Annotated in this window: 26 protein-coding genes, 1 tRNA gene and 3 pseudogenes; 21 read left to right on the forward strand and 9 right to left on the reverse strand. The window is 65.6% G+C overall.

Annotation, left to right across the window (positions count from 1 at the left end; genetic code table 11):
- Window positions 1–129 precede the first annotated feature (129 nt).
- Complete coding sequence (locus tag AB4Z43_RS16460; protein ID WP_069092703.1) at window positions 130–1,035, reverse strand: LysR family transcriptional regulator; 906 nt, start codon at window positions 1,033–1,035, stop codon at window positions 130–132.
- A 93-nt stretch (window positions 1,036–1,128) separates the two neighbouring features.
- Between AB4Z43_RS16460 and AB4Z43_RS16465 the strand changes: the two genes are divergently transcribed.
- Complete coding sequence (locus AB4Z43_RS16465) at window positions 1,129–2,013, forward strand: aldo/keto reductase family oxidoreductase (protein WP_019859593.1); 885 nt, start codon at window positions 1,129–1,131, stop codon at window positions 2,011–2,013.
- 24 nt (window positions 2,014–2,037) lie between these two features.
- Here the strand turns inward: AB4Z43_RS16465 and AB4Z43_RS16470 are convergent, their stop codons facing one another.
- A complete protein-coding gene (locus AB4Z43_RS16470) occupies window positions 2,038–2,373 on the reverse strand; it encodes an ArsR/SmtB family transcription factor (protein ID WP_019859594.1) in 336 nt (111 codons plus the stop codon).
- 212 nt (window positions 2,374–2,585) lie between these two features.
- Here AB4Z43_RS16470 and AB4Z43_RS16475 point away from each other — a divergent pair, with 212 nt between their 5' ends.
- From AB4Z43_RS16475 to AB4Z43_RS16490, 4 genes are all read left to right on the forward strand, one after another.
- The gene (locus AB4Z43_RS16475) at window positions 2,586–3,893 is read left to right on the forward strand and encodes an NAD(P)/FAD-dependent oxidoreductase (RefSeq protein WP_019859595.1); all 1,308 of its coding nucleotides are present in this window, start codon (window positions 2,586–2,588) and stop codon (window positions 3,891–3,893) included.
- A gap of 130 nt (window positions 3,894–4,023) precedes the next feature.
- Window positions 4,024–4,224, forward strand: coding sequence for a YgaP family membrane protein (locus AB4Z43_RS16480; protein WP_027047108.1), 201 nt, complete (start codon window positions 4,024–4,026; stop codon window positions 4,222–4,224).
- Between the two features lie 11 nt (window positions 4,225–4,235).
- Window positions 4,236–5,198, forward strand: coding sequence for an efflux RND transporter periplasmic adaptor subunit (locus tag AB4Z43_RS16485; RefSeq protein ID WP_441938427.1), 963 nt, complete (start codon window positions 4,236–4,238; stop codon window positions 5,196–5,198).
- Window positions 5,195–8,392 carry an efflux RND transporter permease subunit gene (locus AB4Z43_RS16490; protein WP_441938429.1) on the forward strand — a complete coding sequence of 1,066 codons (3,198 nt, stop codon included), beginning with the start codon at window positions 5,195–5,197 and terminating at the stop codon, window positions 8,390–8,392. The genes AB4Z43_RS16485 and AB4Z43_RS16490 overlap by 4 nt, the downstream gene beginning before the upstream one ends.
- Window positions 8,393–8,503: 111 nt before the next feature.
- On the opposite strand, the gene AB4Z43_RS16495 is transcribed toward AB4Z43_RS16490, so the two are convergent.
- Entirely contained in the window at window positions 8,504–8,911 is a 408-nt protein-coding gene (locus AB4Z43_RS16495; RefSeq protein ID WP_245307196.1) for a hypothetical protein, read from the reverse strand.
- Window positions 8,912–9,105: 194 nt separating this feature from the next.
- On the opposite strand from AB4Z43_RS16495, the pseudogene AB4Z43_RS16500 reads away from it, so the two are divergent.
- The 8 genes and pseudogenes from AB4Z43_RS16500 to AB4Z43_RS16535 all read left to right on the forward strand — a co-directional run.
- Window positions 9,106–9,298, forward strand: a pseudogene (locus tag AB4Z43_RS16500) (hypothetical protein); the annotation flags it as partial.
- Between the two features lie 210 nt (window positions 9,299–9,508).
- Window positions 9,509–9,844: an ArsR/SmtB family transcription factor gene (locus AB4Z43_RS16505; RefSeq protein WP_019859602.1), complete on the forward strand. Its 336-nt coding sequence runs from the start codon at window positions 9,509–9,511 to the stop codon at window positions 9,842–9,844.
- Window positions 9,841–10,335 (forward strand): SRPBCC family protein, encoded by a 495-nt coding sequence (locus AB4Z43_RS16510; RefSeq protein WP_064985874.1) that lies wholly within the window; start codon window positions 9,841–9,843, stop codon window positions 10,333–10,335. The genes AB4Z43_RS16505 and AB4Z43_RS16510 overlap by 4 nt, the downstream gene beginning before the upstream one ends.
- Window positions 10,325–11,149, forward strand: coding sequence for an alpha/beta fold hydrolase (locus tag AB4Z43_RS16515; protein WP_019859604.1), 825 nt, complete (start codon window positions 10,325–10,327; stop codon window positions 11,147–11,149). The genes AB4Z43_RS16510 and AB4Z43_RS16515 overlap by 11 nt, the downstream gene beginning before the upstream one ends.
- Window positions 11,150–11,190: 41 nt before the next feature.
- The gene (locus AB4Z43_RS16520) at window positions 11,191–11,580 is read left to right on the forward strand and encodes a VOC family protein (RefSeq protein ID WP_019859605.1); all 390 of its coding nucleotides are present in this window, start codon (window positions 11,191–11,193) and stop codon (window positions 11,578–11,580) included.
- Between the two features lie 169 nt (window positions 11,581–11,749).
- Entirely contained in the window at window positions 11,750–12,154 is a 405-nt protein-coding gene (locus AB4Z43_RS16525; protein WP_019859606.1) for an OsmC family protein, read from the forward strand.
- Window positions 12,151–12,846 carry a VIT1/CCC1 transporter family protein gene (locus tag AB4Z43_RS16530; protein ID WP_019859607.1) on the forward strand — a complete coding sequence of 232 codons (696 nt, stop codon included), beginning with the start codon at window positions 12,151–12,153 and terminating at the stop codon, window positions 12,844–12,846. The genes AB4Z43_RS16525 and AB4Z43_RS16530 overlap by 4 nt, the downstream gene beginning before the upstream one ends.
- Before the next feature lie 133 nt (window positions 12,847–12,979).
- Complete coding sequence (locus AB4Z43_RS16535) at window positions 12,980–13,726, forward strand: pseudouridine synthase (protein WP_441938433.1); 747 nt, start codon at window positions 12,980–12,982, stop codon at window positions 13,724–13,726.
- A 90-nt stretch (window positions 13,727–13,816) separates the two neighbouring features.
- Here the strand turns inward: AB4Z43_RS16535 and AB4Z43_RS16540 are convergent, their stop codons facing one another.
- Entirely contained in the window at window positions 13,817–13,972 is a 156-nt protein-coding gene (locus AB4Z43_RS16540; RefSeq protein WP_441938435.1) for a hypothetical protein, read from the reverse strand.
- A gap of 43 nt (window positions 13,973–14,015) precedes the next feature.
- On the opposite strand from AB4Z43_RS16540, the gene AB4Z43_RS16545 reads away from it, so the two are divergent.
- From AB4Z43_RS16545 to AB4Z43_RS16560, 4 genes are all read left to right on the forward strand, one after another.
- Window positions 14,016–14,094 (forward strand) — tRNA-Gly (locus AB4Z43_RS16545).
- A gap of 185 nt (window positions 14,095–14,279) precedes the next feature.
- The gene (locus AB4Z43_RS16550) at window positions 14,280–15,026 is read left to right on the forward strand and encodes an SDR family NAD(P)-dependent oxidoreductase (protein ID WP_441938437.1); all 747 of its coding nucleotides are present in this window, start codon (window positions 14,280–14,282) and stop codon (window positions 15,024–15,026) included.
- A 42-nt stretch (window positions 15,027–15,068) separates the two neighbouring features.
- The gene (locus AB4Z43_RS16555) at window positions 15,069–16,124 is read left to right on the forward strand and encodes a sigma-70 family RNA polymerase sigma factor (protein WP_202362079.1); all 1,056 of its coding nucleotides are present in this window, start codon (window positions 15,069–15,071) and stop codon (window positions 16,122–16,124) included.
- Between the two features lie 97 nt (window positions 16,125–16,221).
- Window positions 16,222–16,623 carry a VOC family protein gene (locus AB4Z43_RS16560; protein WP_441938439.1) on the forward strand — a complete coding sequence of 134 codons (402 nt, stop codon included), beginning with the start codon at window positions 16,222–16,224 and terminating at the stop codon, window positions 16,621–16,623.
- A 6-nt stretch (window positions 16,624–16,629) separates the two neighbouring features.
- Here the strand turns inward: AB4Z43_RS16560 and AB4Z43_RS16565 are convergent, their stop codons facing one another.
- Window positions 16,630–17,211 carry a histidine phosphatase family protein gene (locus AB4Z43_RS16565; protein WP_038648372.1) on the reverse strand — a complete coding sequence of 194 codons (582 nt, stop codon included), beginning with the start codon at window positions 17,209–17,211 and terminating at the stop codon, window positions 16,630–16,632.
- Window positions 17,212–17,463: 252 nt separating this feature from the next.
- On the opposite strand from AB4Z43_RS16565, the gene AB4Z43_RS16570 reads away from it, so the two are divergent.
- Entirely contained in the window at window positions 17,464–18,996 is a 1,533-nt protein-coding gene (locus AB4Z43_RS16570; protein WP_027047111.1) for an alkaline phosphatase family protein, read from the forward strand.
- Window positions 18,997–19,099: 103 nt separating this feature from the next.
- Here the strand turns inward: AB4Z43_RS16570 and AB4Z43_RS16575 are convergent, their stop codons facing one another.
- Complete coding sequence (locus AB4Z43_RS16575; protein WP_223217899.1) at window positions 19,100–20,044, reverse strand: VirK/YbjX family protein; 945 nt, start codon at window positions 20,042–20,044, stop codon at window positions 19,100–19,102.
- 360 nt (window positions 20,045–20,404) lie between these two features.
- Between AB4Z43_RS16575 and AB4Z43_RS16580 the strand changes: the two genes are divergently transcribed.
- Window positions 20,405–20,854: a universal stress protein gene (locus AB4Z43_RS16580; RefSeq protein ID WP_064985884.1), complete on the forward strand. Its 450-nt coding sequence runs from the start codon at window positions 20,405–20,407 to the stop codon at window positions 20,852–20,854.
- A gap of 291 nt (window positions 20,855–21,145) precedes the next feature.
- Window positions 21,146–21,622 (forward strand): sugar O-acetyltransferase, encoded by a 477-nt coding sequence (locus AB4Z43_RS16585; RefSeq protein WP_223217898.1) that lies wholly within the window; start codon window positions 21,146–21,148, stop codon window positions 21,620–21,622.
- A gap of 8 nt (window positions 21,623–21,630) precedes the next feature.
- On the opposite strand, the pseudogene AB4Z43_RS16590 reads toward AB4Z43_RS16585, so the two are convergent.
- Window positions 21,631–22,381 (reverse strand): annotated as a pseudogene (locus tag AB4Z43_RS16590) (sulfite exporter TauE/SafE family protein).
- Window positions 22,382–22,391: 10 nt separating this feature from the next.
- Complete coding sequence (locus tag AB4Z43_RS16595; protein WP_069092720.1) at window positions 22,392–22,586, reverse strand: hypothetical protein; 195 nt, start codon at window positions 22,584–22,586, stop codon at window positions 22,392–22,394.
- Window positions 22,587–22,711: 125 nt separating this feature from the next.
- Between AB4Z43_RS16595 and AB4Z43_RS16600 the strand changes: the two genes are divergently transcribed.
- Window positions 22,712–23,641: a LysR substrate-binding domain-containing protein gene (locus AB4Z43_RS16600; RefSeq protein WP_441938443.1), complete on the forward strand. Its 930-nt coding sequence runs from the start codon at window positions 22,712–22,714 to the stop codon at window positions 23,639–23,641.
- Here the strand turns inward: AB4Z43_RS16600 and AB4Z43_RS16605 are convergent.
- A pseudogene (locus AB4Z43_RS16605) lies at window positions 23,614–24,342 on the reverse strand (SDR family oxidoreductase). The gene AB4Z43_RS16600 and the pseudogene AB4Z43_RS16605 sit on opposite strands and share 28 nt — an antisense overlap.
- Between the last annotated feature and the right edge of the window lie 120 nt (window positions 24,343–24,462).

Below are 24,462 nucleotides of genomic sequence, written 5' to 3' on the forward strand. Positions count from 1 at the left end.
GTATCGCCTCCTCGATAGTCCCTCAATGACAACAAAGTGTTACGTCAGGCTTTTGACTCTTTGTCGAAGGAAACCAGGCAAGCAGGGCCAACGGGCATGGCCATCCGGCGGCGCGATATCGGCTCGAAATCAGCCCCAGCGCATCGTGCCGACGAAATCGATGAACGCCCTGAGCGGCGCCGGTGTGAGGCGGCGGCCGGGATAGTAGAGGAACGGGCCTGAGAATTCCTGCCACCAGGGTTCCAGCACCGGCTCCAGCCGGCCATCGTCGAAATAGGGGCGCAGCCAGTCCTCGAACAGCGAGACGATGCCGCCGCCGGCGACCGCCACTTCGAGCGCAAGCGCCATCGCCGTGCCGGTGCTGACCAGAAGCGGGCCGGTCGGTTCGACGCTCACCACCTCGCCGTCGCGTTCGAATTCCCAGGGCGGCGTCAGGCCGCTGGCGAAGCGGCCGCGCAGGCAGGCGTGATGCAACAGGTCGCGCGGGTGCTCGGGGCGGCCGTACCGGTCGAGATAGGAAGGTGCGGCGGCGGTGGCGTAGTGCTGCCGGCGCGGGCCGATCGGCACGGCGATCATGTCCTGCTCCAGCCGCTCTTCATAGCGGATGCCGGCGTCGCAGCCGCTCGCCAATATGTCGACGAAACTGTCCTCGGCGGTGACTTCCACGCGAATGTCGGGATAGGCGGCGAGGAAGGGCGGCAACAGCCGCGGCAGCACCAGTTTCGCCGCGACGACCGGCACGTTGAGCCGCAGCGTGCCGGCCGGGCGGCCGCGAAAGCCGTTGACCACGTCGAGCGCCGCCTCGACTTCGCCGAGCGCCGGGCCGAGCCGCTCGAGCAGGCGCGCGCCGGCCTCGGTGGGGGCGACGCTGCGCGTCGTGCGGTTGAGCAGCCGCACGCCTAGCCCGGTCTCCAGCCGCCGCACCGTCTCCGAGAGGCTGGAGGCGCTGACATTGCCCACCCGGGCCGCTTCGCGAAAGCCGCCGGCGCGCGCCACCGCGATGAACGCCTGTAGGTCGCCAAGATCCGCTGCCATTGTTCGCCTTTCCGCACAGGCTGTGCCGATTGCGCCATATTATCGCGCAGGCGCGCTTTGTCTACATTGGGCCGATCCAAAGGAGATGAGACCATGACCGACATCAGCAAGGCCGGAACCTACAAACTCGGCGACCGCACCGTGAAGCGCCTCGGCTACGGCGCCATGCAACTGGCGGGACCGGGCGTCTTCGGCCCGCCGAAGGATCGTGACGCAGCCCTCGCCGTGCTGCGCGAGGCGATCGCCAGCGGCGTCGACCACATCGACACATCGGATTTCTATGGCCCGCACGTCACCAACCAGATCATCCGCGAGGCGCTGCACCCCTACCCCGCCAACCTCACCATCGTCACCAAGGTCAGCGCCCGGCGCGGCGCCGATGCATCCTGGCTTCCAGCAATGTCGCCCAAGGAACTGACCGAGGCCGTGCACGATAATCTGCGCAATCTCGGGCTTGATGTGATCGAGGTCGTCAACCTGCGCTCCATGCATGGGATCCACGGCCCCGCCGAAGGATCCCTCGAGCCGCAGTTGAACACGCTCGCCGAATTGCAGCGCCAGGGCCTCATCCGCCATATCGGCATGAGCAACGTCACATCGACCCAGATCGCCCAGGGACGCAGCATCACCGAGATCGTCTGCGTGCAGAACCAGTACAATATCGCGCACCGCGACGACGATGCGCTGATCGACGCGCTTGCCGCCGACGGCATCGCCTATGTGCCGTTCTTCCCGCTTGGCGGCTTCACGCCGCTGCAGTCGGACACGCTGGCCAATGTCGCCCGGAAACTCGGCGCGACGCCGATGCAGGTGGCGCTCGCCTGGCTGCTGCGCCGCGCGCCCAACATCCTGCTCATCCCCGGCACCTCCTCGCTCAGTCATCTCCGCGAGAACCTGGCGGCGGCCGAACTCGACCTGCCGGCCGATGCGCTCAAAGTGCTGAACGGCATCGGCAGTGAAGCCGAGCAAGCGGCATAAGGCATTGCTGCCGTCGGTCGGCAGCTACCGGCTGCCGACCCTGGCGATCCGTGTCTGCGGATCGCAATAGATGCCGTAGAGCGTCTGCAGGATTCGCTCGACCTCCACCGAAGCCAACCGATAGTAGACCTGCTGGGCGTCGCGCCTCGTGTCCACGAGCTTGAGCGCGCGCAACTTTGAAAGCTGCTGCGACAGCGCCGACTGGTTCATCCCAACCAGTTCGGCCAGTTCGTTCACGCTCGTCTCGCCGTCCAGCAGATGGCACAGGATCATCAGCCGTTTTTCATTTGCCATCGCGGCGAGCAGTTCGGACGCTTCGCGCGCCTGCTTGTCCAGTTCGGCTATTTTTATGTTGCGCATATGAACACATTATCATATTAAGATTTACAAATAATATTAGCCTGGCACGGCTGCCTGTCAAGTCGATGGATCGATGCCGATGCTTCGCTCCGTCAACGTCGCTTGATCAGCGTCAAGTCGCAGCCCGCCACAATGGCGCAAGATCAACCAATCCCGCAAGGGATCGGCAGTGTCGGCGTTGCGCCAAAGCGACGCCGCAACGGAGGAAGAACATGGCGCATATAGTCGTCCTGGGTGCCGGGCTGGGAGGCACCATCATGGCCTACGAGCTTCGCGACGGACTGGCCGGGGAACACCAGGTCTCCGTCGTCAACAATGGCAGCCACTATTCATTCGTGCCGTCCAACCCCTGGGTCGCCGTCGGCTGGCGCGACAGGCAAGCGGTCGAAATAGACCTTGCTCCGGTGCTGGCACGGCGCAAGATCGGTTTTCATCCGCAGGGAGCTAGGCGCGTCCATCCCGTCGAGCGCACGGTGGAACTCAACGACGGCTCATCCGTATCCTACGACTATCTGGTCATCGCCACCGGCCCCGAACTCGCTTTCGACGAGATCGAGGGTCTCGGGCCGGAGCACAACACCCAGTCCGTCTGCCACATCGATCACGCGCTCAAGGCCAGGACGGCCTTCGACGCGCTCGTCGCCAAGCCGGGCCCGGTCGTCATCGGCGCTGTCCAGGGCGCGTCCTGCTTCGGGCCGGCTTATGAATTCACCTTCATCCTCGACAAGGCCTTGCGCGACGCCAGGGTGCGCGACCGCGTGCCCATGACCTTCGTTACCTCCGAACCCTATATCGGCCATCTCGGCCTCGACGGCGTCGGCGACACCAAGGGCCTCCTCGAGAGCGAGATGCGCCAGCATCACATCAAGTGGATCTGCAACGCCAAGGTCGACAAGGTCGAGCCCGGCAATATGTTCGTCCAGGAACTCGCCGACGACGGGTCGGTCAGGCAGGCGCATGAATTGCCGCACGCCTATGCCATGATGCTGCCGGCCTTTCGCGGCGTGGCGGCGGTGCGCGGCATCGAGGGCCTGACCAATCCGCGCGGCTTCATCCTTGTCGACAAGCACCAGCGCAACCCGGCGTTCCCCGAAATATTCGCGGTCGGCGTCTGCGTCGCCATCCCGCCGATCGGCAAGACGCCGGTCCCCGTTGGCGTGCCCAAGACCGGCTTCATGATCGAATCCATGGTCACGGCGACGGCGCGCAACATCGGCCGGCTGGTGGAGGGCAAGCAGCCTGACGCCCAGGGCACATGGAATGCGGTCTGCCTCGCCGATTTCGGCGATTCCGGCGTCGCCTTCGTGGCGCAGCCGCAGATCCCGCCGCGCAATGTCAACTGGTCGTCCTCCGGCAAATGGGTGCACACCGCCAAGGTCGGTTTCGAGAAGTATTTCCTGCACAAGATAAGGGCCGGCAAGTCCGAACCCTTCTATGAACGCCTCGCACTGCAGGCGCTTGGGATCGATAAGCTCAAGCAGATCAAGGTCGAGGCATCAACCGACGTCCCGGGAGCCTGACCCGCGCTAGCCTTTGCGGACGGTGGTTGGCGGGCGCGGTGCACCGCCAGCGACAAATCTGGCATCGCCTCTTGCGGTCAGTGTTGATATTCATATATTTAGATATCATCATATACAAATGGAGATGACAATGTCCCTCGACCGTTCCGTTCTCGCCTTCGCCGGCGTCATGGTGCTGCTGTCCGTCGTGCTCACCGCCTTTGTCTCGCCGCTGTTCGTATGGCTGACGGTCTTCGTCGGCTTGAACATGCTGCAGTCGGCGTTCACCGGCTTCTGCCCCGCGGCGATGGTCTTCCGCAAGCTCGGCATCAAGCCGGGATGCGCGTTCTGAGGAAGATCCGCATGCGCATGCCCCTTTTGTTCGCCGCGTTGCTGGCGGCCTCTCCGGCGTTTGCCGGCACGCTGACACTGGCGCCGTCGACGGTGACCGAATGGAAGGCGGTCTATGGCCGTGTCGAGGCACGCGACACCGTTCCTGCGCGCGCCCGTATCGGCGGCCTTGTCGTCGATCTGGCTGTCACGGAGGGCGAACTGGTCAAGGCGGGGCAGAAGATCGCGACCGTCCAGGACGACAAGATCGCGTTTCAGGTCGCCGCTCTGGACGCCCAGCTTCGTGCCTTGCAGGCGCAGCTTGAGACGGCGCAGTCCGAACTTACCCGTGGCCAGACGCTGGTCGACAAGGGCGTCATGACCGCGCAGCGTCTCGATCAGCTGCGCACCGAAGTCGACGTCGCGCGCAACCAGCTTGCCGCGACCGAGGCGCAGCGTTCGGTGATCGTGCAGCAGGGCGCCGAGGGCGATGTCTTTGCGCCTGGCGACGGCCGCGTGCTGACCGTGCCGGTGACGCGTGGCGCGGTCATCATGGCCGGTGAGGTTGTGGCCACCATTGGCGGCGGCGGGGTGTTCCTGCGGCTTGCCGTTCCGGAGCGTTACGCGGGGTCGCTGAGAGAGGGCGCGGCCATCCGCATCAATGCCGGCGGCAAGGAGGCCCCCGGCCGCCTCGCAAAGATCTATCCGCAGATCGACAATGGCCGCGTCATCGCCGACGTCGAGGTCGATGATCTCGATACCAATTTCATCGATGCCCGTGTCCCGGTCGAGCTGCCGGTCGCCGAGCGCTCCGCGCTGCTGGTGCCGGCTTCGGCAATCCAGACCCGTTCGGGGATCGACTTCGTGCGCGTCGCCGCAGGCGGCGGCAGTGTCGAGCGCGCGGTGGTCGCGGGCGAGCGAACCAAGCGCGCCGACGGCGACTATGTCGAGATCCTGACCGGTCTTGCGGCTGGCGACGTCGTGGTCACGCCATGAAAGGTCCCGCCTCGTTCGGCATTGCCGGCGCGCTGACGCGGGCCTTCATCGCGTCGCCCCTGACGCCGCTGTTCCTGGTCGCCGCCTTCGCCTTCGGGCTGGTGGCGCTGCTCACGCTGCCGCGCGAGGAGGAACCGCAGATCTCGGTGCCGATGGTCGACATCTTCGTGCGCGCCGACGGGCTGAAGGCCGACGACGCCGTCAAGCTGATCACCGAGCCGCTGGAGACGATCGTCAAGGGCATCGACGGCGTCGAGCACGTCTATTCGCAGACGCGGGACGACCAGGTGATGGTCACCGCCCGCTTCATCGTCGGCACCTCGTCGGACGCTGCCGTGCTGCGCGTCCACGACAAGGTGCGCGCCAACATGGACCGCATTCCCGTCGGCGTGCCCGAGCCCCTGATCGTCGGCCGCGGCATCGACGACGTCGCCATCGTCACGCTGACGCTGTCGCCGAAGCCGCAGGCAGCCGCGCGCATGACGGCCAACGACCTCACCCGCGTCGCGCGCGAACTCCGCACCGAGATCGCCAAGATCGACAATGTCGGCCTGACCTACCTGGTCGGCGACACCGGTGAGATCATCCGCGTCAATCCGAACCCCGAAAAGCTCGCCCTCTACGGCGTCACCCTGCAGCAGCTCGCCGCCAAGGTGTCGGGCGCCAACAAGGCCTTTCCCGCCGGACGTGTTCGCGACAAGGGCGAGCAGATCGACATCGTCGCCGGCGAGACATTGGCCTCGCCAGACCAGATCGGCAACCTGCTTCTGACCTCGCGTGACAACCGCCCCGTCTATGTCCGCGACGTGGCCGACGTCGCCTTCGCCACCGACGCCGGCGATACGCTGGTGTCGACGGTCACCAGGGCCGGCGTTGGTGTCGAGCGCGTGCCGTCGGTCACGCTCGCCATCGCCAAGCGCGCGGGATCGAACGCGGTCGCCGTCGCCGACGCCATTCTGCACCGGGTCGCATTGCTCCAGGGCGGGCTGATATCAGGCGATATCTCGATCGACGTGACGCGCAATTACGGCGAGACCGCCAACGACAAGGCCAATGAGCTCCTCTACCATCTCGGCCTGGCGACGATCTCGATCATCGTACTGGTCTGGGTCGCCATCGGCCGCCGCGAAGCGATGGTCGTGGCCGTCGTCATTCCGGTGACCATCCTGCTCACGCTGTTTGCCTCGCGCGTCATGGGCTACACGCTGAACCGCGTCTCGCTGTTCGCGCTGATCTTTTCGATAGGCATTCTCGTCGACGATGCCATCGTGGTGATCGAGAACATCTCGCGCCACTGGGCCATGGGCGGCGGCCGCGATCGCCGGCAGGCGGCAATCGAGGCGGTGGCGGAGGTCGGCAACCCGACCATCGTCGCCACCTTGACCGTGGTCGCCGCACTGCTGCCGATGCTGTTCGTCTCGGGAATGATGGGCCCCTATATGAGCCCGATTCCGGCCAATGCCTCGGCGGCGATGATCTTCTCCTTCTTCGTTGCGGTGATGGTGACGCCGTGGTTGATGCTTAAACTTGCCGGGCGGGCGCCGGTGCATGCCCATCAGGATCATGGCAATGGCGGCCCGCTGGGCCGCGCCTACACCGCCGTCGCGCGGCCGATCCTGGCCTCGAAGAAGGCGAGTTGGGCCTTCCTGCTCGTCGTCGGCGTGCTGACCCTGGGCTCGCTCGCGCTGTTCTACACCAAGCATGTCACGGTCAAGCTCCTGCCCTTCGACAACAAGTCTGAACTGTCGGTGACCATCGACCTGCCGGAAGGGTCTTCCGTCGAGGCCACCGATGCGGTGGCGCAGGCCGTCGCCGCCAGGGTTCTCGAATTGAAGGAGGTCCGATCGGTCCAGACACATGCCGCGACGGCGGCGCCTTTCAACTTCAACGGCCTCGTCCGCCATGCGGTCCTGCGCACCGAGCAGCAGCAAGGCGACGTGGCGCTCAACCTGTTGCCGAAGGCGAACCGTGCCCGCTCCAGCCATGAGATCGCGCTCGACGTCCGCCAGCGCATCGCCACGATCCCCGTACCGCAAGGCACCAGCCTGAAGGTGGTCGAGCCGCCGCCCGGTCCGCCGGTGATGGCGACGCTGCTGGCCGAGATCTACGGAACGGGCGGCGAGACCCGCCGCAAGGTCGCCGCCAGGATCGAAACGGCGTTCCGCTCCGTGCCCTTCATCGTCGACGTCGACAATTCCTGGGGACAGCCGGCACGCCGGCTGCGCGCCACGATTTCCACCGACGATGCGGAGTTCTTCCATGTCGAGGAAAGCGACGTCTTCGACACGCTTGCCATCCTCAATGGGGGCAAGACCGTCGGCTATTCGCATCGCGGCGGTGGCCGCCAGCCGATCCCGATCCGCATCGAGCGGCCGAAGGGCGAAAGGACGCTCGACGAGCGCTTCCTGACCACCCCCATTCCGGCCAATGTCCTGCCTGGCGACCGCGGCGTCGTCGAACTCGGCGATGTCGTGCGGGTGACGCCGGAGCGCGCTTCGTTCCCGGTGTTCAGGCACAATGGTCGCGCCGCCGAAATGGTGACGGCCGAGCTTGCCGGCAGCTTCGAGGCGCCGCTTTACGGCATGCTCGCCGTCAGCAAGGCCATCGACGTGCAAGACTGGACCGGACTGCCGAAGCCCGCGATCTCGCTGCACGGCCAGCCGGAGGATGAAAGCCGGCCGACGCTTTTGTGGGACGGCGAATGGGAAGTCACCTGGGTGACCTTCCGCGATATGGGGGCGGCCTTCGGCGTCGCGCTGCTCGGCATCTACATCCTCGTCGTCGCCCAGTTCGGCTCGTTCAAGGTTCCGCTGGTGATCCTGACGCCGATCCCGCTGACCTTCATCGGCATCCTCGGCGGGCACTGGCTGTTCGGGGCGCCGTTCACGGCCACATCGATGATCGGCTTCATCGCGCTGGCCGGCATCATCGTGCGCAATTCGATCCTGCTGGTCGACTTCATCCGCCATGCGGCGTCGCCCGACAGGCCGTTGAGCGAGGTGCTGATCGAGGCCGGCGCGATCAGGTTCAAGCCGATCCTGCTGACCGCGCTTGCCGCCATGATCGGCGCGGCGGTGATCCTGACCGACCCCATCTTCCAGGGGCTGGCGATCTCGCTGCTGTTCGGCCTGGCCTCCTCGACACTGCTGACGGTGCTGGTCATCCCCGCGATCTACCGGGTGCTGCGCACGTGAAGGTGACGGGGGGCCGGATTATCACATGGATCACGCGAAATCTCTCCACGCCAAACAGGCGGTCCAGCCAAACCAGGATCAGCACAGCGCCACCGCCAATCGTCACTGACTTCAGAGTGCGTCTCGCAGCCGTTCAAACAGGCGGCGAGGACCTGACAACAGATTTTTGAGCCCAGGATGCACCTGGGCATCCGGAGTGGCTTCCGGCAGCGGTGCGCCGGGGCATCCCTCCTGCACCTTGGTCCAAGACGGAGCATTGAGCACGGTGTCGCAGCGCGCCAGGTGCGTGCTGCCGGCCACGACGAGACAAGCAAACCCGCCGCCCGGGATGAACTTGCCGTTGGCCCGGCAAACAGACGTAGCCACCGCGGGTTTCGGCGCGGTGCCGCCCGGGCAATGGTCAAGCACCTCGTTCCAGGACAAGATATCGAGGTTGACCTCGCAGCGAGCCAGGTGGCTCGTCTCGCCGACCCTCAGGCAGGCATATTGCCCGAGCTCAAACCGTCCCATATTGGCCATGCATGCCTCATCTGCCCGCGCCGGCAACGCCGTACCGAGGAGCGCCACGAGGGCGCGAAATACAGTGCTCTTCAACGTGTTGGACCCATTGCTGATGCCTGTTCCATCGCATTTCCCGATTGTGGCAACATGAGGTCCAGACAGCGCTTGGCCATCGGAGACGAAACGAGGCACCCCATGGTACCAGCGCGCCGCTGATCGAAGCCGGCGCGATCAGGTTCAAGCCGATCCTGCTGACCGCGCTTGCCGCCATGATCGGCGCGGCGGTGATCCTGACCGATCCGATCTTCCAGGAGCTGGCGATCTCGCTGCTGTTCGGCCTGGCCTCTCCTCGACGCCGCTGACGGTGCTGGCATCCCCGCGATCTACCGGGTGCTGCGCACGTAAAAGGGCCGCCTCAGGGAAAATCTGGCGGCGGCCGAACTGGAGTTGCCGGCCGACGCGCTCGAAGTGCTGAACGGCATCGCGGACAAAAAGACAGGAGCCTGGGGCTTCACGCCGTATTTCCCCGAGCTCTCCCAGTCCCGTAAAGCGCGTTGACGGCTCAGGTAAAACCATTTATAGAACCAATTAGTTCCAGAACTGATTGGTTCCGCAATGGCTCATCAAACCTCCCTCGACGACACATTCGCCGCCCTCGCCGATCCCACGCGCCGGGCGATACTGGCCCGGCTGCTCGACGGCGAAGCGTCGGTTGCCGAACTGGCGCAGCCCTTCGCGCTCACCGTGCGCGCGGTCTCCAAACATGTCGGCGTGCTGGAGCAGGCCGGCCTCGTCACCCGCAGCCGGGCGGCGCAAAAACATCTCAGCCGCATCGAGCTCAAGCCGCTGCGCGACATCGACCGCTGGCTCGACGACTACCGCAAGCTGTGGGAAGGCCGCTTCGACCGCATGGAAGACCTGCTGCGGCGCGGCGCGGACAGGCCGGAATGACCGCGCCCGCAACCGCCGACCGCAGCTTTGCCATCGAGCGCATTTTCAACGCGCCGGTCGAACGCGTCTTCCGGCTGTGGACCGATCCGCTCCTGGTGGCGCAATGGTGGGGCATCAGGGACTGCACCATTCCCCTTTGCGTGCTCGACGTGCGCGTCGGCGGCCGCTGGCGCATCGACATGCTGACCGCCAGTGGCGCGCTCTACCGCAACCAGGGCAGCTATCTCGAAGTCGTCGAGAACGCCAGGCTGAGCTACCACGACGAACCGGATCCTGAAATCCGCGAATGGGCCGGCAAGCCGCCGGGCCGGAGCCACCACACGGTGAGCTTCACGCCCGACGGCGTGCGCACCCATGTCCATTTCGAGGTGACGCTGGCGACTGCCGCCGACCGCGAACGCCTGCTGGCGCTCGGCATGCGCGGCGGCTGGATGCAGAGCTTCGACCGGCTGGAACTGCTGATAGGCAAGGGAGCCGACGATGCTGGCTGAGAACGCCAAACCGATCACGCAAGCCGTGCTGTCGCGGGATGGAACGCCGATCGCCTGCGAGCGGCGCGGCCAGGGCCATCCGCTCATCCTCGTCGACGGCGCGCTCTGCTCGCGCACCATGGGTCCAAGCGGCCCGCTGGCCAAGGCGCTGGAAGGCGGTTTCACCGTCTTTCGCTACGACCGCCGTGGCCGTGGCGACAGCGGCGACACCACGCCTTACACGGTCGAGCGCGAGATCGATGACATCGAGGCCGTGCTGCGGGCGGCCGGCGGCGAAGCCTATGTCTGGGGCATGTCTTCCGGCGCCATGCTGGCGCTGATGGCGGCAGCCCGCCTGCCCGGCATCAGGCGGCTTGCGCTCTACGAAGCGCCGCTGATCGTCGACGACAGCCGCACGACCACGCAAGGCGACTGGGCAACGATCCGCCAAGCCATCGCGGACGACAGGCGCGGCGACGCCGTGAGCGCCTTCCTCAAATCGGTCGGCATGCCCGGCCTGCTGATCGCCGTCATGAAGCTGACGCCGATCTGGCGCAAGCTCAAGGCAGTGGCGCATACGCTGCCTTATGACGGCGCCATCGTCGCCGGCGACCAGCTCGGCAAGCCGCTGGATCCCGCACGCTGGACCACGCTCGGCGTGCCGACATTGGTGACCGATGGCGGAAAAAGCCCGTCGTGGATGCGCCATGGCAACAAGGCGTTGGCACAGGCCCTGCCCAATGCGCGCTACCAGACGCTGGCCGGCCAGAACCACATGCTGAAACCCGCCGCGCATGCGCCGGTGCTGACGGCGTTCTTCAACGGGCGGGATTGAGCGCGGAAGCTGACCCGACGCGAACAAAAGGAAATTTGACCATGCGGCTTCGTCATATCCTTATCAAGGTCGATGACCAGGACAAGGCGCTGGCCTTCTACACGTCGGTCCTCGGTTTCGTGAAAAAGCATGATTACGACGGCGGCAAGGCCCGCTGGCTGACGGTGGTGTCTCCGGACGAGGCCGACGGCGCTGAACTGGTTCTCGAGCCCAATCGCGATGCGCCGGCGCGTGCCGCGCAGCAAGCGCTCCATGATGCCCAATTCCCGGCGGCCCTGATCACCAGCTTCGACATCCAGGCCGACTTCGACCGCCTCGCCGGGCGCGGCGTGAAATTTCTCGGGCCGCCCCGGCGCATGGGGCCGGTCAGCGCCGCCTTCTTCGACGACACCTGCGGCAACTTCATCGTCATGGCTCAACAGGCCGGTTGAGGCACTATCGCCTTCACAATGGCGGCCTCGCCCGCAACCAGCGGGGTGCCGTGCACGTGAGCGGGGCCAGCAGGGCCGGATTCTGACGTGGATCAAAACCGGATTCCTGAAAAGAGGCTAGAAACGCCTGAATGGCGCCCGCCGCGCGGGCGGCGAAGCAGGTGGCCCCATGTTCGAATACAGCGTCGAAGCCAGACGGACCGATGCACGAGGCAGCGCAGCCACGACCAAGGACGCCGCACTCGTTCTCGACACCAGTCTCGAGGGCCGGGCCGATGCCTTCAATCCAGCCGAACTGCTTCTGGCGGCGATCGCCGGCTGCATGATCAAGGGCATCGAACGAGTCACCCCGATGCTCGGTTTCAAACTGCGCGGCGTCATGGTCGCATTGCATGCCGTTCGGCGCGACAGCCCGCCGGGGATTGCCTCGATCGACTACGAGCTTGTCGTCGACACCGATGAAACCGACCAGCGGCTGGAGTTGCTGCACAAGAATGTCCGCAAGTACGGCACGATTTCCAATACAGTCGCCGCCGCCACGAAACTCGAAGGCAAGATCAGGAGAAAAGCATGAGCCGGCTGCATGTCGAAAACCACCAGGTGTCGCGCATCGGCTGGCTGCGCGCCGCCGTCCTGGGGGCCAATGACGGCATCGTCTCGACCGCGAGCCTGATCGTCGGCGTGGCGTCGGCCGCAGCGCCGGCTTCGCAGGTTCTGGTCGCCGGCATAGCCGGCCTGGTGGCAGGCGCCATGTCGATGGCGGCCGGCGAATATGTCTCGGTCAGCTCCCAGTCGGACACCGAGAATGCCGACCTCGCCCGCGAACGCCAGGAACTCGCGACCCAGCCCGAATTCGAGCGCGAGGAGTTGGCGCAAATCTACGTCAAGCGTGGGCTGGAGACGGACCTGGCCCGCCAGGTCGCCGACCAGCTCATGGCCAAGGATGCGCTGGCCGCGCATGCCCACGACGAACTCGGCATTTCGGAAATGACCACGGCACGGCCGATCCAGGCGGCGCTGACCTCGGCGGCGACCTTCAGTGTGGGCGCGGCAATGCCGCTGCTCATGGTGCTGGTGTCGCCCGCCTCCATGCTGGTGCTGGCGGTGTCGATTGCGTCCCTGCTTTTCCTTGCCCTGCTGGGCGCCATCGGCGCCAAGGCGGGCGGCGCCAACATCCTTCGCGCAACGTTGCGCGTGACCTTCTGGGGCGCCTTCGCCATGGCGCTCACCGCCGGCATCGGCGCGCTGGTCGGGAACGCCGTGTAAGCGGCCGCCCGACTGTCGGACCGCTTACACGATTGCCTGCCGACCGCGACCTTGATCCAGGACAAGGCCATCGCTTGCGATTCCCGCGCCTCCCATGCCATCTGTCCGATACAAAGGACCGACCCGCAGCAGAATGGCAGCACGACCGACATCGCCCACAACCAAGCCGCCCGGCGTCAGCCTCAACCGCGCGCTGTCGAAACTCGGCCTGTGCTCGCGCACGCAGGCCGAGGTGCTGATCGCGGAAGGCCGCGTGCGCGTCGGCGGCAAGGTGGCGCGCGATGCCGCGCTGCGCGTCGACCTGAACCGCGACCGCATCGTCGTCGACGGCGCGCCTGTCGTTGCCGAACGCAAGGTCTATGTCATGCTCAACAAGCCGCGCGGGCTGGTCACCACCCGCGACGACCCGCAACAGCGCGACACCGTCTATACCTGCCTGGAAGGACTCGATTTGCCCTTTGTCTCGCCGGTCGGCCGCCTCGACAAGGCCAGCGAAGGCCTGCTGCTGATGACCAACGACACCCATTTCGCCAACCGGCTGATGGACCCGGCCTCGCATCTGCCCAAGACCTATCACGTCCAGGTCGGCATGGTGCCTGACGAAGCGATGCTGCAAACGCTGCGTGCGGGTGTCAGCGTCGACGGCGAGACCCTGGCCGCCAATTCGATCGCGCTTTTGCGCAGCGGCGGCCGCACCGCCTGGCTGGAGATCGTGCTGGACGAGGGGCGCAACCGCCACATCCGCCGGCTGCTCGCCGCGCACGGCATCGAGGTCAAGCGCCTCATCCGCATCGCCATCGGCCGGCTGCCGTTGGGCGGCCTCGCCAAGGGCACCGCGCGGCATTTGACGCCGGAGGAGCTGGCGCTGCTGGGCGGCTGAGCAAGCGTCCCGCCGGCCAGACCGCAAGCGGCCCAGGCTCAGTTTTCCGTCGGGAGTTTGCGTTGGAACGAGGAGATGGGCGGCGGCCCATCAAGCCTTGTTGGTGATCCACATGCTTGGCGCGCCGACCACGCCGGCGCTCGCCATCGCCTCCTTCAATTTTGGGTTCTTGATGAAGGCCTGCGCTTCGGCGGCACTGGCGAAATCATGGGCCACGGTGACGCCGTTGGGATTGTCCGCCGCCAAAGCGCGGCCTTACAAAAAGAGCGCGGCCTGATAGATTGAGCCAGCCGGCGTTCGGCCGAATGGTAAGGCCATGGCAAACCATGTCTTTAATTAGACTGCGGGTTCGACTCCCGTCGTCGGCAGGGCCGCTCTCCACCAGCGGCCTTTTTCATGTAAGAGTTTCAAATTACCCCACTACCAACGAATGAGAGCCGCCTGATCCGCGCCCGCGAAAGATTTTCGCCGCCCCACCGATGATTTCCGCCCGCCTCCCCTGTCTTCACCTACAGGCGCCGGAATTGTCCGGGCCGGAAAAGCGAGGTGATCCATGGGATCGTTGCAAGGTCAAAATGTCGTCGTGGTCGGAGGCAGCCGGGGTGTCGGCCGCTCGATCGTCGAAGCTGCGCTCGGCGAAGGCGCAGATGTGCTTGCCGTCGCCCGCGGCGCGGAAGCCCTGAAGGAGCTCGCCTGGGAGGCGTCTGGAGTCAGGACGCTGGCCGCCGACGCCACGCAGGACACGGCGCCCGACACGGTGTTCGCCGCGCTGCAGCCCGACGTGCTGGTGATCTGCGCCGGCGCCTTTGCCCCGTCGGCCTGCATCCAGGACCAGAGCTGGGACGATTTCTCGGCGAATTGGGAGACGGACGTCAAGGCATCGTTCCTGTTCTGCAGGGCAGCACTTCAGGGCCGGTTGAAGCCGGGCAGCCGCGTCGTGCTGATCTCCAGCGGCGCGGCATTCAGCGGCGGACCGCCGAACTCCGGCGGCTATTCCGGCGCCAAGCAAATGCAGATGTTCCTCGCCGCCCACAGCCAGAAGGAGGCCGACCGGCTTGGCCTTGGCCTGCGCTTCATGGCGCTGGCGCCGATGCGCATCATGGCCGGCACCGGCGTCGGCCAGCGCGGCATTTCGAGCATCTCCGCCTATCTCGGCATCAGCCCGGCGGATTTCCTGGCCAGCATGGGCGATGTGCAGACGCCCGCCGATGTCGGGCGCGCCGTGGTGGCGCTGGCCGGCGGCAAGGTGCCAGGCATCGCCTTCACGGTCAGCGGCAGCGGCCTTGCCGCTGCGGCATGAGGCGCGCAGGATGCGAGACGAACTCCGCACGGCAGGCTCGATATGACAGACGCTCCCGGCCCGCTTGAGCCGCTGGACCCGACAGGCGGGCCGATCCTCGATCGGCCTGCCTTCGAGCGCCTGACGATGGCCCACCGCCGGGCGCTGAAGCTGCATTGCTACCGGATGATGGGCTCGCTGCACGAGGCCGACGATCTCGTCCAGGAGACGTTCCTCAAGGCCTGGCGCGGCCGCGCGCAATTCGACGGGCGCGGCTCGCCGCGCGGCTGGCTCTATTCGATCGCCACCAACGCCTGCCTCAACGCCATCAAGGCGCGGTCGTCGGCGTACCGCATCCTAGAAGAGCCCGCACGGCCGCCGAGCAAAGGGCGCGCCGCCGCCGGGCCGGCCGCCGCCGAGCTCTCCTGGCTGGAGCCCTACCCCGACGCCGAGCTGCCGGACCTTGTCGATGGCGAGCCCGGCCCGGATGCGCGCTACGAGACAAACGAGGCCGTGCGGCTTGCCTTCGTCGCCGCCATCCAGCTATTGCCGCCGAGGCAACGCGCATCCCTTCTGCTGTGCGACGTGCTGGGCTGGTCGGCGCTGGAGACCGCGCAATTGCTGGGCGGCTCGACCGCCTCGGTCAACAGCGCGCTGCAGCGGGCGCGCGCGACGCTGGGTGAGCGCTATCCGCAGGGACGCCCCCAGCAACGATCGCAGCCCAACCCGCAGGAAGGCGTGCTGCTCGAACGCTATCTCAGCGCCTGGCAGGCCGCCAATCTCGACGGCTTGGTCGCGCTGCTGCGCGAGGACGCCACCTACCACATGCCGCCATGGCGCGACTGGTACCGGGGACGTCAGGCGATCCATGGTTTCTTCAAGACGGTGTGGAGCAATTTCGCCGGCTACCGCGCCGTGGCGACACGGGCCAACGGCCAGCCGGCGGTCGCGATCTATGCCCGGCGCCATCAGGAGCCGGAATGGCGCGCGCAATCCCTGCATGTCATCGAGCCGGCCGATGGCGGCATCGTATCGCTCACGGTCTATGTCGCCCCGCTCGGCCCCGGCCTGTTCGCCGCCTTCGGCCTGCCGCCGGTCTGGTCCGGACCGGAAGCGTAGCCGTCGCAATCCTCTGCTGACGGAAAGCTGTCAGGAGGCCTGGCCTATAGAGCGGCCGGGAAGCCCGGCCGCGGCTTCGACGATCAAGGAGCCAATAATGAATTTCGTCTCTGTCCGCATCATCACCTCGGATGTTCAGCGCCTCGCGCGCTTCTACGGCGAGATCACCGGCATGCCGGTGACGGTCTACACCGAGGACTTCGCGGAACTCGCGACGCCTTCCTGCACGCTGGCGATCGGCAGCACGCGCACCTTGATGCTGTTCGGCGGCGACATCGCCCGCCCCGCCGACAACCACACGGCCATCCTCGAATTCCGCGTCGGCGATGTCGATGCCGAATTCGCCCGGCTGTCGGACTTCATCAGGGACACGACCGTGCAGAAGCCGACCACCATGCCCTGGGGCAACCGCTCGCTGCTGTTTCGCGACCCCGACGGCAATCTGGTGAATTTCTTCACGCCGGTGACGGCCGAAGCGATCCGGAAGTTCGAGAAGTAGCCGCCGCTACTTCAGGTTCCACTTGCGCACGACCGGCTCGCTGAGATCATGCTCGTAGCCGAGCACGCTGATGCTGGCCGTATCGAGCACGAACAGCGCGCCGCCTTCCGGCGGCAGGCCGAGCCAGCGGGCGGCGAGCACGCGCAGGAAATGCGCGCTGGAAAAGATCAGGATCGAGCCGCCGGCTTCGCGAAGCTGTTTGATGATCCGGTCGGCGCGGGCGCCGACATCGGCGGCCATCTCGCCTTGCGGGCAGCCGTCGCGAAACACGTTCCAGCCTGGCCGATCGGCCAGGATTTCCTTGGTTGTCCGCCCCTCATAGGCGCCGTAGTCCCACTCCTGCAGATCGTCGTTTCTGACGCTTTGCGCACCAAAGCCGGCCAGCACGCTGGTGTTGTAGGCGCGCTGCGAGGGGCTCGACCACACCGCCGAGAACGACTGACCCTTGAGCCGCTCCGCCACGCCCCGCGCGGCGGCCTCGCCCGCCGGCGTCAGCGGCATGTCGGTGCGACCGGTATGCTGCCCCGAAAGGCTCCACGCCGTCTCGCCATGCCGGACCAGATGGATTTGCGGATACGCGCTGCTCATACGCTCGGCCCTTCGTTGATGTCGGGCCAAAGCTGTAGCGGTCGGCGCAAGGGAGCGAAAGACCCGGCGGCCATCGCGGGCACTTGAGCGCCGCTTCGCCGCCTGCGTTTCGCAGCTTGGCGGCGGCGGTTCTTGTGCATCACCGCTGGCTTACCAATCCGTAAGGTCCTTTGCCAACGAGTTTTCATGAACCTGTCATGTGCACTCGCCTATCCTTGATCCATCGCGGGCTGCGAGACGAGGGACACTTCAATGAAAACACTATCTCTGGCGTTGGCTGCCGGTACGCTGACGGCGGCATTGGCTGGCGCGCTGTCTAATTCCAGCGCCATCGCCGCGCCCTACAAGCACGTACTGCTCATCAGCGTCGACGGGCTTCATGCGCTCGATCTGGCAAACTATGTCGCCGCAAATCCGAAAAGCTCGCTCGCCGCGCTCGCCGATACCGGGATTTTCTATCCGAATGCGCTCGCCAGCGCCCCATCCGACTCGTTTCCTGGCCTTGTGGCACAGGTAACCGGCGGCACACCCAGATCGACGGGCGTGTTCTACGACGACAGCTACGACCGCACCTATTTCGCGCCGGCTTCGGACTGCAAGGGCGAGCCGGGTGCCGAGGTGGCCTTCGCCGAGAACATCGACGTCGATTCGACGCGCCTTGATGGTGGTGGCAAGCCTGGCGATTACCGCAGCCAGATCGACCCGGCAAAGCTGCCGATGACGCTGATCAACGGCAAATGCTCGGTGGTCTATCCGCATGATTTCGTGCGGGTCAACAACGTCTTCGAAATCGTGAAAGCGCATGGCGGCCGCACGGCCTGGTCCGACAAGCACCCCGCCTATGAATGGCTGAACGGACCTTCGGGCAAAGGCATCGACGACCTCTACGCGTTGGAACAGGACAGCCTGATTCCGGGCACCAAGGTCAAGACGACGGGAAGCTTCAAGGCCGAGCGCGACTTCGATGAAGCGCGGGTCCAGGCGGTGCTCAACGAAATCAAAGGCCTCGACAGCACCGGCTCGCATCCCGCGGCGGTTCCCACGCTTTTCGGCATGAATTTCCAGGCGGTGAGCGTGGGCCAGAAGCTTCCCAAGGCCGGTCCCGGCGACGAGGCCGGTCTGGTGGGCGGCTATCTGGATGCCAGCGGCACGCCTGGCAATGGTCTCGCCGGCCAGCTCGCCTATGTAGATGGCGCTGTCGGCGAACTGATGGCCGCACTCAAGGACAACAAACTCGCCAATTCGACCCTGATCATACTTGCCTCGAAGCATGGCCAGTCGCCCATCGACCCGGCGTCGTTCCAGCCACTGGACGATGATCCCTATACGAAGACACCGGGCTATGCCTTCCACATCGCCGACGACGCCGCGCTGATCTGGCTCAAGCCGCAAGACAGGGTCAAAAACCTCGCGGCCGCGCAGGATTATCTCGAGAAATCGAGCAAGGCTGAAGGCATCGCCCAGATCCAGCCGCCGAATGCCCTTGCTCTCGCCTATCAGGATCCGGCCACCGACAGCCGTACGCCGGACTTCATAGCCACGGTCAATCCGGGTGTGGTCTACACATCCGGCTCGAAGATTGCCGAGCACGGTGGCGCCAATGCGAACGATCGCAACGTGGCGCTTCTCATCAGCGGTCCTTCGCTCAAGCCGAGGTCGGTGCCAGCTCTGGTGCAGACGACGCAGGTAGCTCCCACCATCCTGCGGGCTCTTGGCTATGACGCGAACGAACTCCAGGCTGTGAAGCTCGAAGGCACCCAGGAGCTGCCGGCGGCACCGTTCTAAGCCAAGGATCATACCGTTTCGCGATTGGCCCGCCGGGCATGCTCGGCGAGCTGCCCAGCGCCTGCGGTGGGCCACCTGGCTGGATGCAGGCCCGGCAAGGCGTTCAGCTTCGGAGCAACAGCCTGACGGATTCGCTGACAGAACGCGCGATTTCGACCTCGCGGCGCTGACGCTTGCGTATTTGCGCCCGTTTGTTCGGCTTGTAGTCGGCTGGATCGCGTTGAGCCTTCACCAGGGGCAAGGCATACATCGTCCGACGTATTGGCCTACCCCCGGACTCCACCCAGAAGCTGTCATAGTCCGCGGTGATGCGGCGGCGCAGCGCATAGTCCCTCGAAAAGACGTGGCCTGCGTTTGATGCCGCGACAAGGCCACGCAGTTTGAGTGAGGATGCCAAAGTCTGGGCGACCAGGAGCAGCAGGGTTTTCGGCCGCAGACCTTCCATGGCTTTGGTCAGTATCCGGGAATCCTCGAGACCTTGCACACCGGTCGACGTCGACTTCAGAGCGCCGATATAGAGGATCTTGCCGCCGCCACCGAGACGTAGAAGCGACCGGTCCACAATCGCGAGCGCCATTTCGATGACGGGACGTCCTTCCAGGCGCAGGAGAAGGCGCCATTCCCCCTCTCGGTACAAACCTGCCTGGCCCGTCAGTTCCACCGTGACTTCACCGGCAACGGTCGACATTGCCAGGAGATGACGACCGCGCGTGTGGCTTTCGACCAGGGCGGCTTCGGTCAAAAGACGCGCCGCCGCGGTGTAGTGACCAATGACGGCGGCACAACGATGGATACGCATCAAATTGGCGGCGAGATACGGCCGAACCGGCTTCAGCGCGATGTCTGGATATTGAGCAAGGATTGCAGTGAACGGCTCAGCACCGAGGGCCGACCGAATGGCGGCGATATCGCGCCGGAACATCCACCGAAGCGCCGCCCATTTGCTTTCATGCACCCAATTGTTCAGCTTGCGCCGAAACTTGGAGGGCGACCGTTTTATTGGGCCTGTTGGCCGTAATGGCCGCGGAGCGCCCATGGCAATCATCATTTGCTGTATTCTCGGTGGGACGTGTCAGTCAAAGGCAGCGGATGATCTCAATGTTGGATGTCGTAACTTACCGCCGCCTCGCCGCGGATATACGAATTCGTAAGGTAGCCACTAAGGTCGACCTTCCCGCGCGTGGTCTTCGGCACCCGCTCTTCGTCGCAATAACCTCGGTCGCGGCACAACCGAGCAAAGGCCAACAGGGATACCGGAAGATCGCCGCGGCACGCTTCCTCGCCTGGCCCTGATCCACATGACGCTGGCCCTGTGAGCAGACCGGCGGCGCAACTATATCAGGAGGAGCCGCACCAAGGCTCCCGCCACCCCAAGGGCGCCAGCCCTTGCACAACAGGTCAGATCATCATGTACAAACATCTGCTTATCGCCACCGACGGATCGGAACTGGCCGACAAGGGCGTTGCCCATGGCCTCACATTGGCAAAGGGCATCGGCGCCGCCGTCACCCTCGTCACGGTCTCGGAACCGTTCCCCATCTTCGCCTGGGGCGGCGCAATGGCCGGTTATGCGGCGGGCGACGAACTGGCGGTCTACCAGGAAGAGGCGCGCAAATATGGCAAGGAGGTTCTGGCCAAGTGCAAGGCCTCGGCCGATGCGGCCGGCGTGTCCGCCAAGCTTGTGCATGTCGAGGACAAACGGCCCGCCGAGGCGATCCTGGAACTGTCGCAGGCGCAAGGCTGCGACCTGATCGTGATGGCCTCGCATGGCCGCCGCGGGTTGGGCAAGCTGCTTCTCGGCAGCCAGACGGCGGAAGTGCTGTCCTACACCGCAATCCCGGTGCTGGTCGTGCGCTAAAGCAATTCCAGGAAAAGTGTAAAACGGTTTTCCCGGGAAAAGCGCGAAAGCGCTTTCCCTTGGGAATTGTGTTAAAACAAAGAGTTAGTGTGACCCCGAGAGCTGGAACCGGCTTTCGGAATCATGCTCAAGTAGACAGCCAAGGGGCGCATCCCGGCGCGGCCATCGCGCGCCAACATTCGTTCGACCGGGCCTCTGAGGAAACGACGAATGGCGCATGAGGATCGTACCAGGATAATCCCCGGGAGAACGTCGGAATCGGCGGCCATGCTGGTGGACGTCAAGCGGACGATGGCGATCACCGCCCGTCTCAACCGTCTGACGTTCAACGACGCGGACGAGGTCCGCGCCCTGTTCAGCGAACTGATCGGCAGACAAGTGGACGACAGCTTCCTGCTGATCCCGCCCTTTTACGCGACCGGCGGGGCCGACACCCGGGTGGGGCGCAATGTCTTCATCAATCAGAACTGCACCTTTTATGATCTTGGCGGGCTCGACATTGCCGACGACGTGCTGATCGGGCCGAATGTCAGCCTCATCACATCAGGCCACCCGCTCGAACCGTCACGGCGCCGCGCCTTCACCAACGCGAAGCCGATCGTCATCGAACGCAACGTCTGGATCGCCGCCGGCGCTACGGTGATCGGCGGCGTGACCATCGGCGAAAACGCCGTCGTTGCGGCGGGCTCGGTGGTCACGAAAGACGTTCCCGCGAACACGCTTGTCGGCGGAAACCCGGCGCGGGTTATCCGGTCGATTGCCGAGTGAGACCAACCTCACCGCAACGCCTCCAGCACCAGATACACTCCCAGCGTCAGCAGCCCGACAAAAAACACCTTTCGAAAAGTCTCGACGCCCATCGCCTGCCGCAGCGCCTGGCCGATGAACATGCCGGCCAGCGCGGGCAGCAGCGCCAGGATCGAGCCTGTCAGCTGCGCCGCCGGCGATGCCAGCGCGCCCGTCCTGAACAGGCCGATGGCAAGGGCCGCCGTCGAGACGGTGAAGGACAGGCCGAGCGCCTGGATGAGATCTTCCTTCTCCAGCCGCAGCGATTGCAGATAGGGCACTGCCGGAACGACGAAGACGCCGGTCGCGCCGGTGACCAGCCCGGTCGCCACGCCGACCAGCGGTGACATCAAGGCCTCGTGGCGCGCCGGCGTGGTGAAGCTGAGCTTGAACAGGCCAAGGATGGCGTAAAGCACAAGCGCTGCCCCAAGCCCCACAGAGGCCGCGCCCGCATGCGCGCCTGTGAGCACCCCTGCCCCCGCGACGGTGCCCAGCATGATGCCGGCCATCATCGTCCACAGCCGCCTGCACAGGGCGCCGAAGGCGGGGCCGGTGAACAACTGCCAGAGATTGGTGACCAGCGACGGGATCAGAAGCAAGGCGGCGGCCTCGGCCGGCGGCATCGTCACCGCCAGCAGGCCCATCGCCACGGTCGGCAGGCCCATGCCGACGACCCCCCTTGACGAAACCGGCGGCGAAGAAGATCGCGCCGATCCAGGCGATGGAGCTGGCGCTGAGCATGCCCACGGGATCAATCATGCAGCAGCATGTCCGCGGCATCGGCATCCGGTTTCGCCGGCACGGCATCGTGATTGACGAGAACCGCCGTCGTGCATCCGCGCGGGCCAGGCTGTGCCTGCGCCATGGCAAGCGAGGCCACGGCGACCGCCAGCACGATCGCCATGCCCTTCAAGAATACCGAGCCGGCCCGCGCTTTTTCGCTCATCGCAAATCTCCATCGCAAAAGATTTGACGGACATCGGGCCCGCGCACAATGTGGAAGTTGCGCTGTCAGCCTTCGTCCAGGACGAAGGCTGAAGCCAACGCCGTGCACCTCGCAGGGAGCAAGAAATGCGCTTCGATCTCACCGATCTCCGGCTGTTCCTGCTGGTGGCCGAGCGCGGCAGCATCACCCATGGCGCCGAGCTTGCCGGGCTGGCTCTGGCTTCGGCGAGCGCCCGCATCAAGGGCATGGAGGAGCGGCTCGGCGCGCCGCTGCTGGAACGCCGCCGCCGCGGCGTGGTGCCGACGGCGGCCGGCCAGGCGCTGCTGCATCATGCGCGCGCCGTGCAGAACCAGATGGAGGCGATGGCCGGCGACCTCGGCGCCTATGCCGGCGGCCTGCGCGCCCGTGTCCGGCTGGTGGCCAACACCGCCGCCACGGCCGAGCTTTTGCGCGATACCTTGCCGGCCTTCCTGGTGGCCCACCCCGGCATCGACATTGATTTGGACGAGCGCCCCAGCCACGAGATCGCCGAGGCGGTGGCAAGCGGTGCGGCCGATCTCGGCATCGCCGCGACCTGGGCCGGCCTCTCGCATCTCGAACAGAAACCGTTCTTCGTCGACCGGCTGGTGGTGATCGCCGCGCGGAACTGGCCGGGGCTTGCCGGCCGGCATAGCGCCAGCCTCGCCGACATGCTGGGCGAATCCTTCGTTGGCCTCAGCCTCGGCCATGCCCTGCAGGAGCACATCACCCGTCAGGCCGCGCGCCTGGGCGGCCATCTGCACATCCGCATTCGCGTGCCCGGCCTCGACAATGTCCGCCGGCTGGTCGCGCAAGGTGCCGGCATCGCCATCGTGCCGGAGAGTGCCGCCCGCCGCTCGGCCCGCACGCTGCGCAGCCTGCGGCTCAGCGACGACTGGGCCACGCGGCAGCTCAACCTCTGCGCCCGCAGCTTCGACGAACTGACACCGCAGGCAAAGCTGCTGGCCGCGGCCCTGGCCGGAGCCGAAACGGGTGGCCTGCCGGGCCGTTACCAGGGCAACGGACCCTCATCGTAGAAATAGCCGCCGGTCGGACCGTTTTCGTCCAGGGTCGCCAAGCGAACAATGATCTCGGCCGCCTGCCCCACGGTGCGTTACCCGCTGTGTCCGTTGAAGTCCGTCGCGGTATAGCCGGGATCGGCCGAATTGACCTTGATACCCGCTGCGGCAAACTCCTTCGAGAAGGCAACGGTGGCGGCGTTGAGCGCCGTTTTGGAGCTGTTGTAGCCAAGGATATTGATCGCATAGAATTCACTGGCCGGATCGGTCAACCCGCCGAGTGACCCCAGCCCGCTGGAAACCATCACCACATTGGCGCGCGGGGCAGCCTTGAGCAGCGGCAGGAAGGCCTGCGTGGTACGGATCGGGCCGAACACGTTGACCTCGTAGACATCCTTGATGATGGCTATGGGCTCTTCACTGGGAGCGAGCATGGAGCCCAGGATGCCGGCATTGTTGACGAGCGCATCGAGGCGTCCGTCCTCCTCAAAAACGCGCAGCGCGGCGGCCTCGACGCTGGCGTCGCTGGCGACGTCGATTTCCAGCATGCGCACATCAAGCCCCTTTTGCCTGAGCTCGGCCGCCGCAGCTTCGCCGCGTTCCCTGTCGCGGCTGCCCAGCCAGATCCTGTAGCCCGCTTCGCCCAGCCGGCGCGCGGTTTCGTAGCCGATGCTCTTGTTGGCACCGGTCACCAGTGCGGTCTTGTCGGTCATGTCCATCTCCAGTTTGATCTGTGGTTGGTCTGCGGCAGAGATGGGGCGGACCGCTGGCCGCCGCGTGCCGAAAACTGGTGAGTTCTTGCCTATTCCTGCCGGGAGCTTGATTGCCGGCCGCGCCGA

This window comes from Mesorhizobium sp. 2RAF45 (assembly GCF_052115225.1).
GTDB classification, from domain to species: Bacteria; Pseudomonadota; Alphaproteobacteria; order Rhizobiales; family Rhizobiaceae; genus Mesorhizobium; species Mesorhizobium jarvisii.

Bases quoted from the DNA above. Each gene is read 5' to 3' on its own strand.
- AB4Z43_RS16460 (WP_069092703.1), bottom strand. From the start codon at position 1,035: ATGGCAGCGGATCTTGGCGACCTACAGGCGTTCATCGCGGTGGCGCGC.
- AB4Z43_RS16465 (WP_019859593.1), top strand. From the start codon at position 1,129: ATGACCGACATCAGCAAGGCCGGAACCTACAAACTCGGCGACCGCACC.
- AB4Z43_RS16470 (WP_019859594.1), bottom strand. From the start codon at position 2,373: ATGCGCAACATAAAAATAGCCGAACTGGACAAGCAGGCGCGCGAAGCG.
- AB4Z43_RS16475 (WP_019859595.1), top strand. From the start codon at position 2,586: ATGGCGCATATAGTCGTCCTGGGTGCCGGGCTGGGAGGCACCATCATG.
- AB4Z43_RS16480 (WP_027047108.1), top strand. From the start codon at position 4,024: ATGTCCCTCGACCGTTCCGTTCTCGCCTTCGCCGGCGTCATGGTGCTG.
- AB4Z43_RS16485 (WP_441938427.1), top strand. From the start codon at position 4,236: ATGCGCATGCCCCTTTTGTTCGCCGCGTTGCTGGCGGCCTCTCCGGCG.
- AB4Z43_RS16490 (WP_441938429.1), top strand. From the start codon at position 5,195: ATGAAAGGTCCCGCCTCGTTCGGCATTGCCGGCGCGCTGACGCGGGCC.
- AB4Z43_RS16495 (WP_245307196.1), bottom strand. From the start codon at position 8,911: ATGGCCAATATGGGACGGTTTGAGCTCGGGCAATATGCCTGCCTGAGG.
- AB4Z43_RS16505 (WP_019859602.1), top strand. From the start codon at position 9,509: ATGGCTCATCAAACCTCCCTCGACGACACATTCGCCGCCCTCGCCGAT.
- AB4Z43_RS16510 (WP_064985874.1), top strand. From the start codon at position 9,841: ATGACCGCGCCCGCAACCGCCGACCGCAGCTTTGCCATCGAGCGCATT.
- AB4Z43_RS16515 (WP_019859604.1), top strand. From the start codon at position 10,325: ATGCTGGCTGAGAACGCCAAACCGATCACGCAAGCCGTGCTGTCGCGG.
- AB4Z43_RS16520 (WP_019859605.1), top strand. From the start codon at position 11,191: ATGCGGCTTCGTCATATCCTTATCAAGGTCGATGACCAGGACAAGGCG.
- AB4Z43_RS16525 (WP_019859606.1), top strand. From the start codon at position 11,750: ATGTTCGAATACAGCGTCGAAGCCAGACGGACCGATGCACGAGGCAGC.
- AB4Z43_RS16530 (WP_019859607.1), top strand. From the start codon at position 12,151: ATGAGCCGGCTGCATGTCGAAAACCACCAGGTGTCGCGCATCGGCTGG.
- AB4Z43_RS16535 (WP_441938433.1), top strand. From the start codon at position 12,980: ATGGCAGCACGACCGACATCGCCCACAACCAAGCCGCCCGGCGTCAGC.
- AB4Z43_RS16550 (WP_441938437.1), top strand. From the start codon at position 14,280: ATGGGATCGTTGCAAGGTCAAAATGTCGTCGTGGTCGGAGGCAGCCGG.
- AB4Z43_RS16555 (WP_202362079.1), top strand. From the start codon at position 15,069: ATGACAGACGCTCCCGGCCCGCTTGAGCCGCTGGACCCGACAGGCGGG.
- AB4Z43_RS16560 (WP_441938439.1), top strand. From the start codon at position 16,222: ATGAATTTCGTCTCTGTCCGCATCATCACCTCGGATGTTCAGCGCCTC.
- AB4Z43_RS16565 (WP_038648372.1), bottom strand. From the start codon at position 17,211: ATGAGCAGCGCGTATCCGCAAATCCATCTGGTCCGGCATGGCGAGACG.
- AB4Z43_RS16570 (WP_027047111.1), top strand. From the start codon at position 17,464: ATGAAAACACTATCTCTGGCGTTGGCTGCCGGTACGCTGACGGCGGCA.
- AB4Z43_RS16575 (WP_223217899.1), bottom strand. From the start codon at position 20,044: ATGATGATTGCCATGGGCGCTCCGCGGCCATTACGGCCAACAGGCCCA.
- AB4Z43_RS16580 (WP_064985884.1), top strand. From the start codon at position 20,405: ATGTACAAACATCTGCTTATCGCCACCGACGGATCGGAACTGGCCGAC.
- AB4Z43_RS16585 (WP_223217898.1), top strand. From the start codon at position 21,146: ATGGCGATCACCGCCCGTCTCAACCGTCTGACGTTCAACGACGCGGAC.
- AB4Z43_RS16595 (WP_069092720.1), bottom strand. From the start codon at position 22,586: ATGAGCGAAAAAGCGCGGGCCGGCTCGGTATTCTTGAAGGGCATGGCG.
- AB4Z43_RS16600 (WP_441938443.1), top strand. From the start codon at position 22,712: ATGCGCTTCGATCTCACCGATCTCCGGCTGTTCCTGCTGGTGGCCGAG.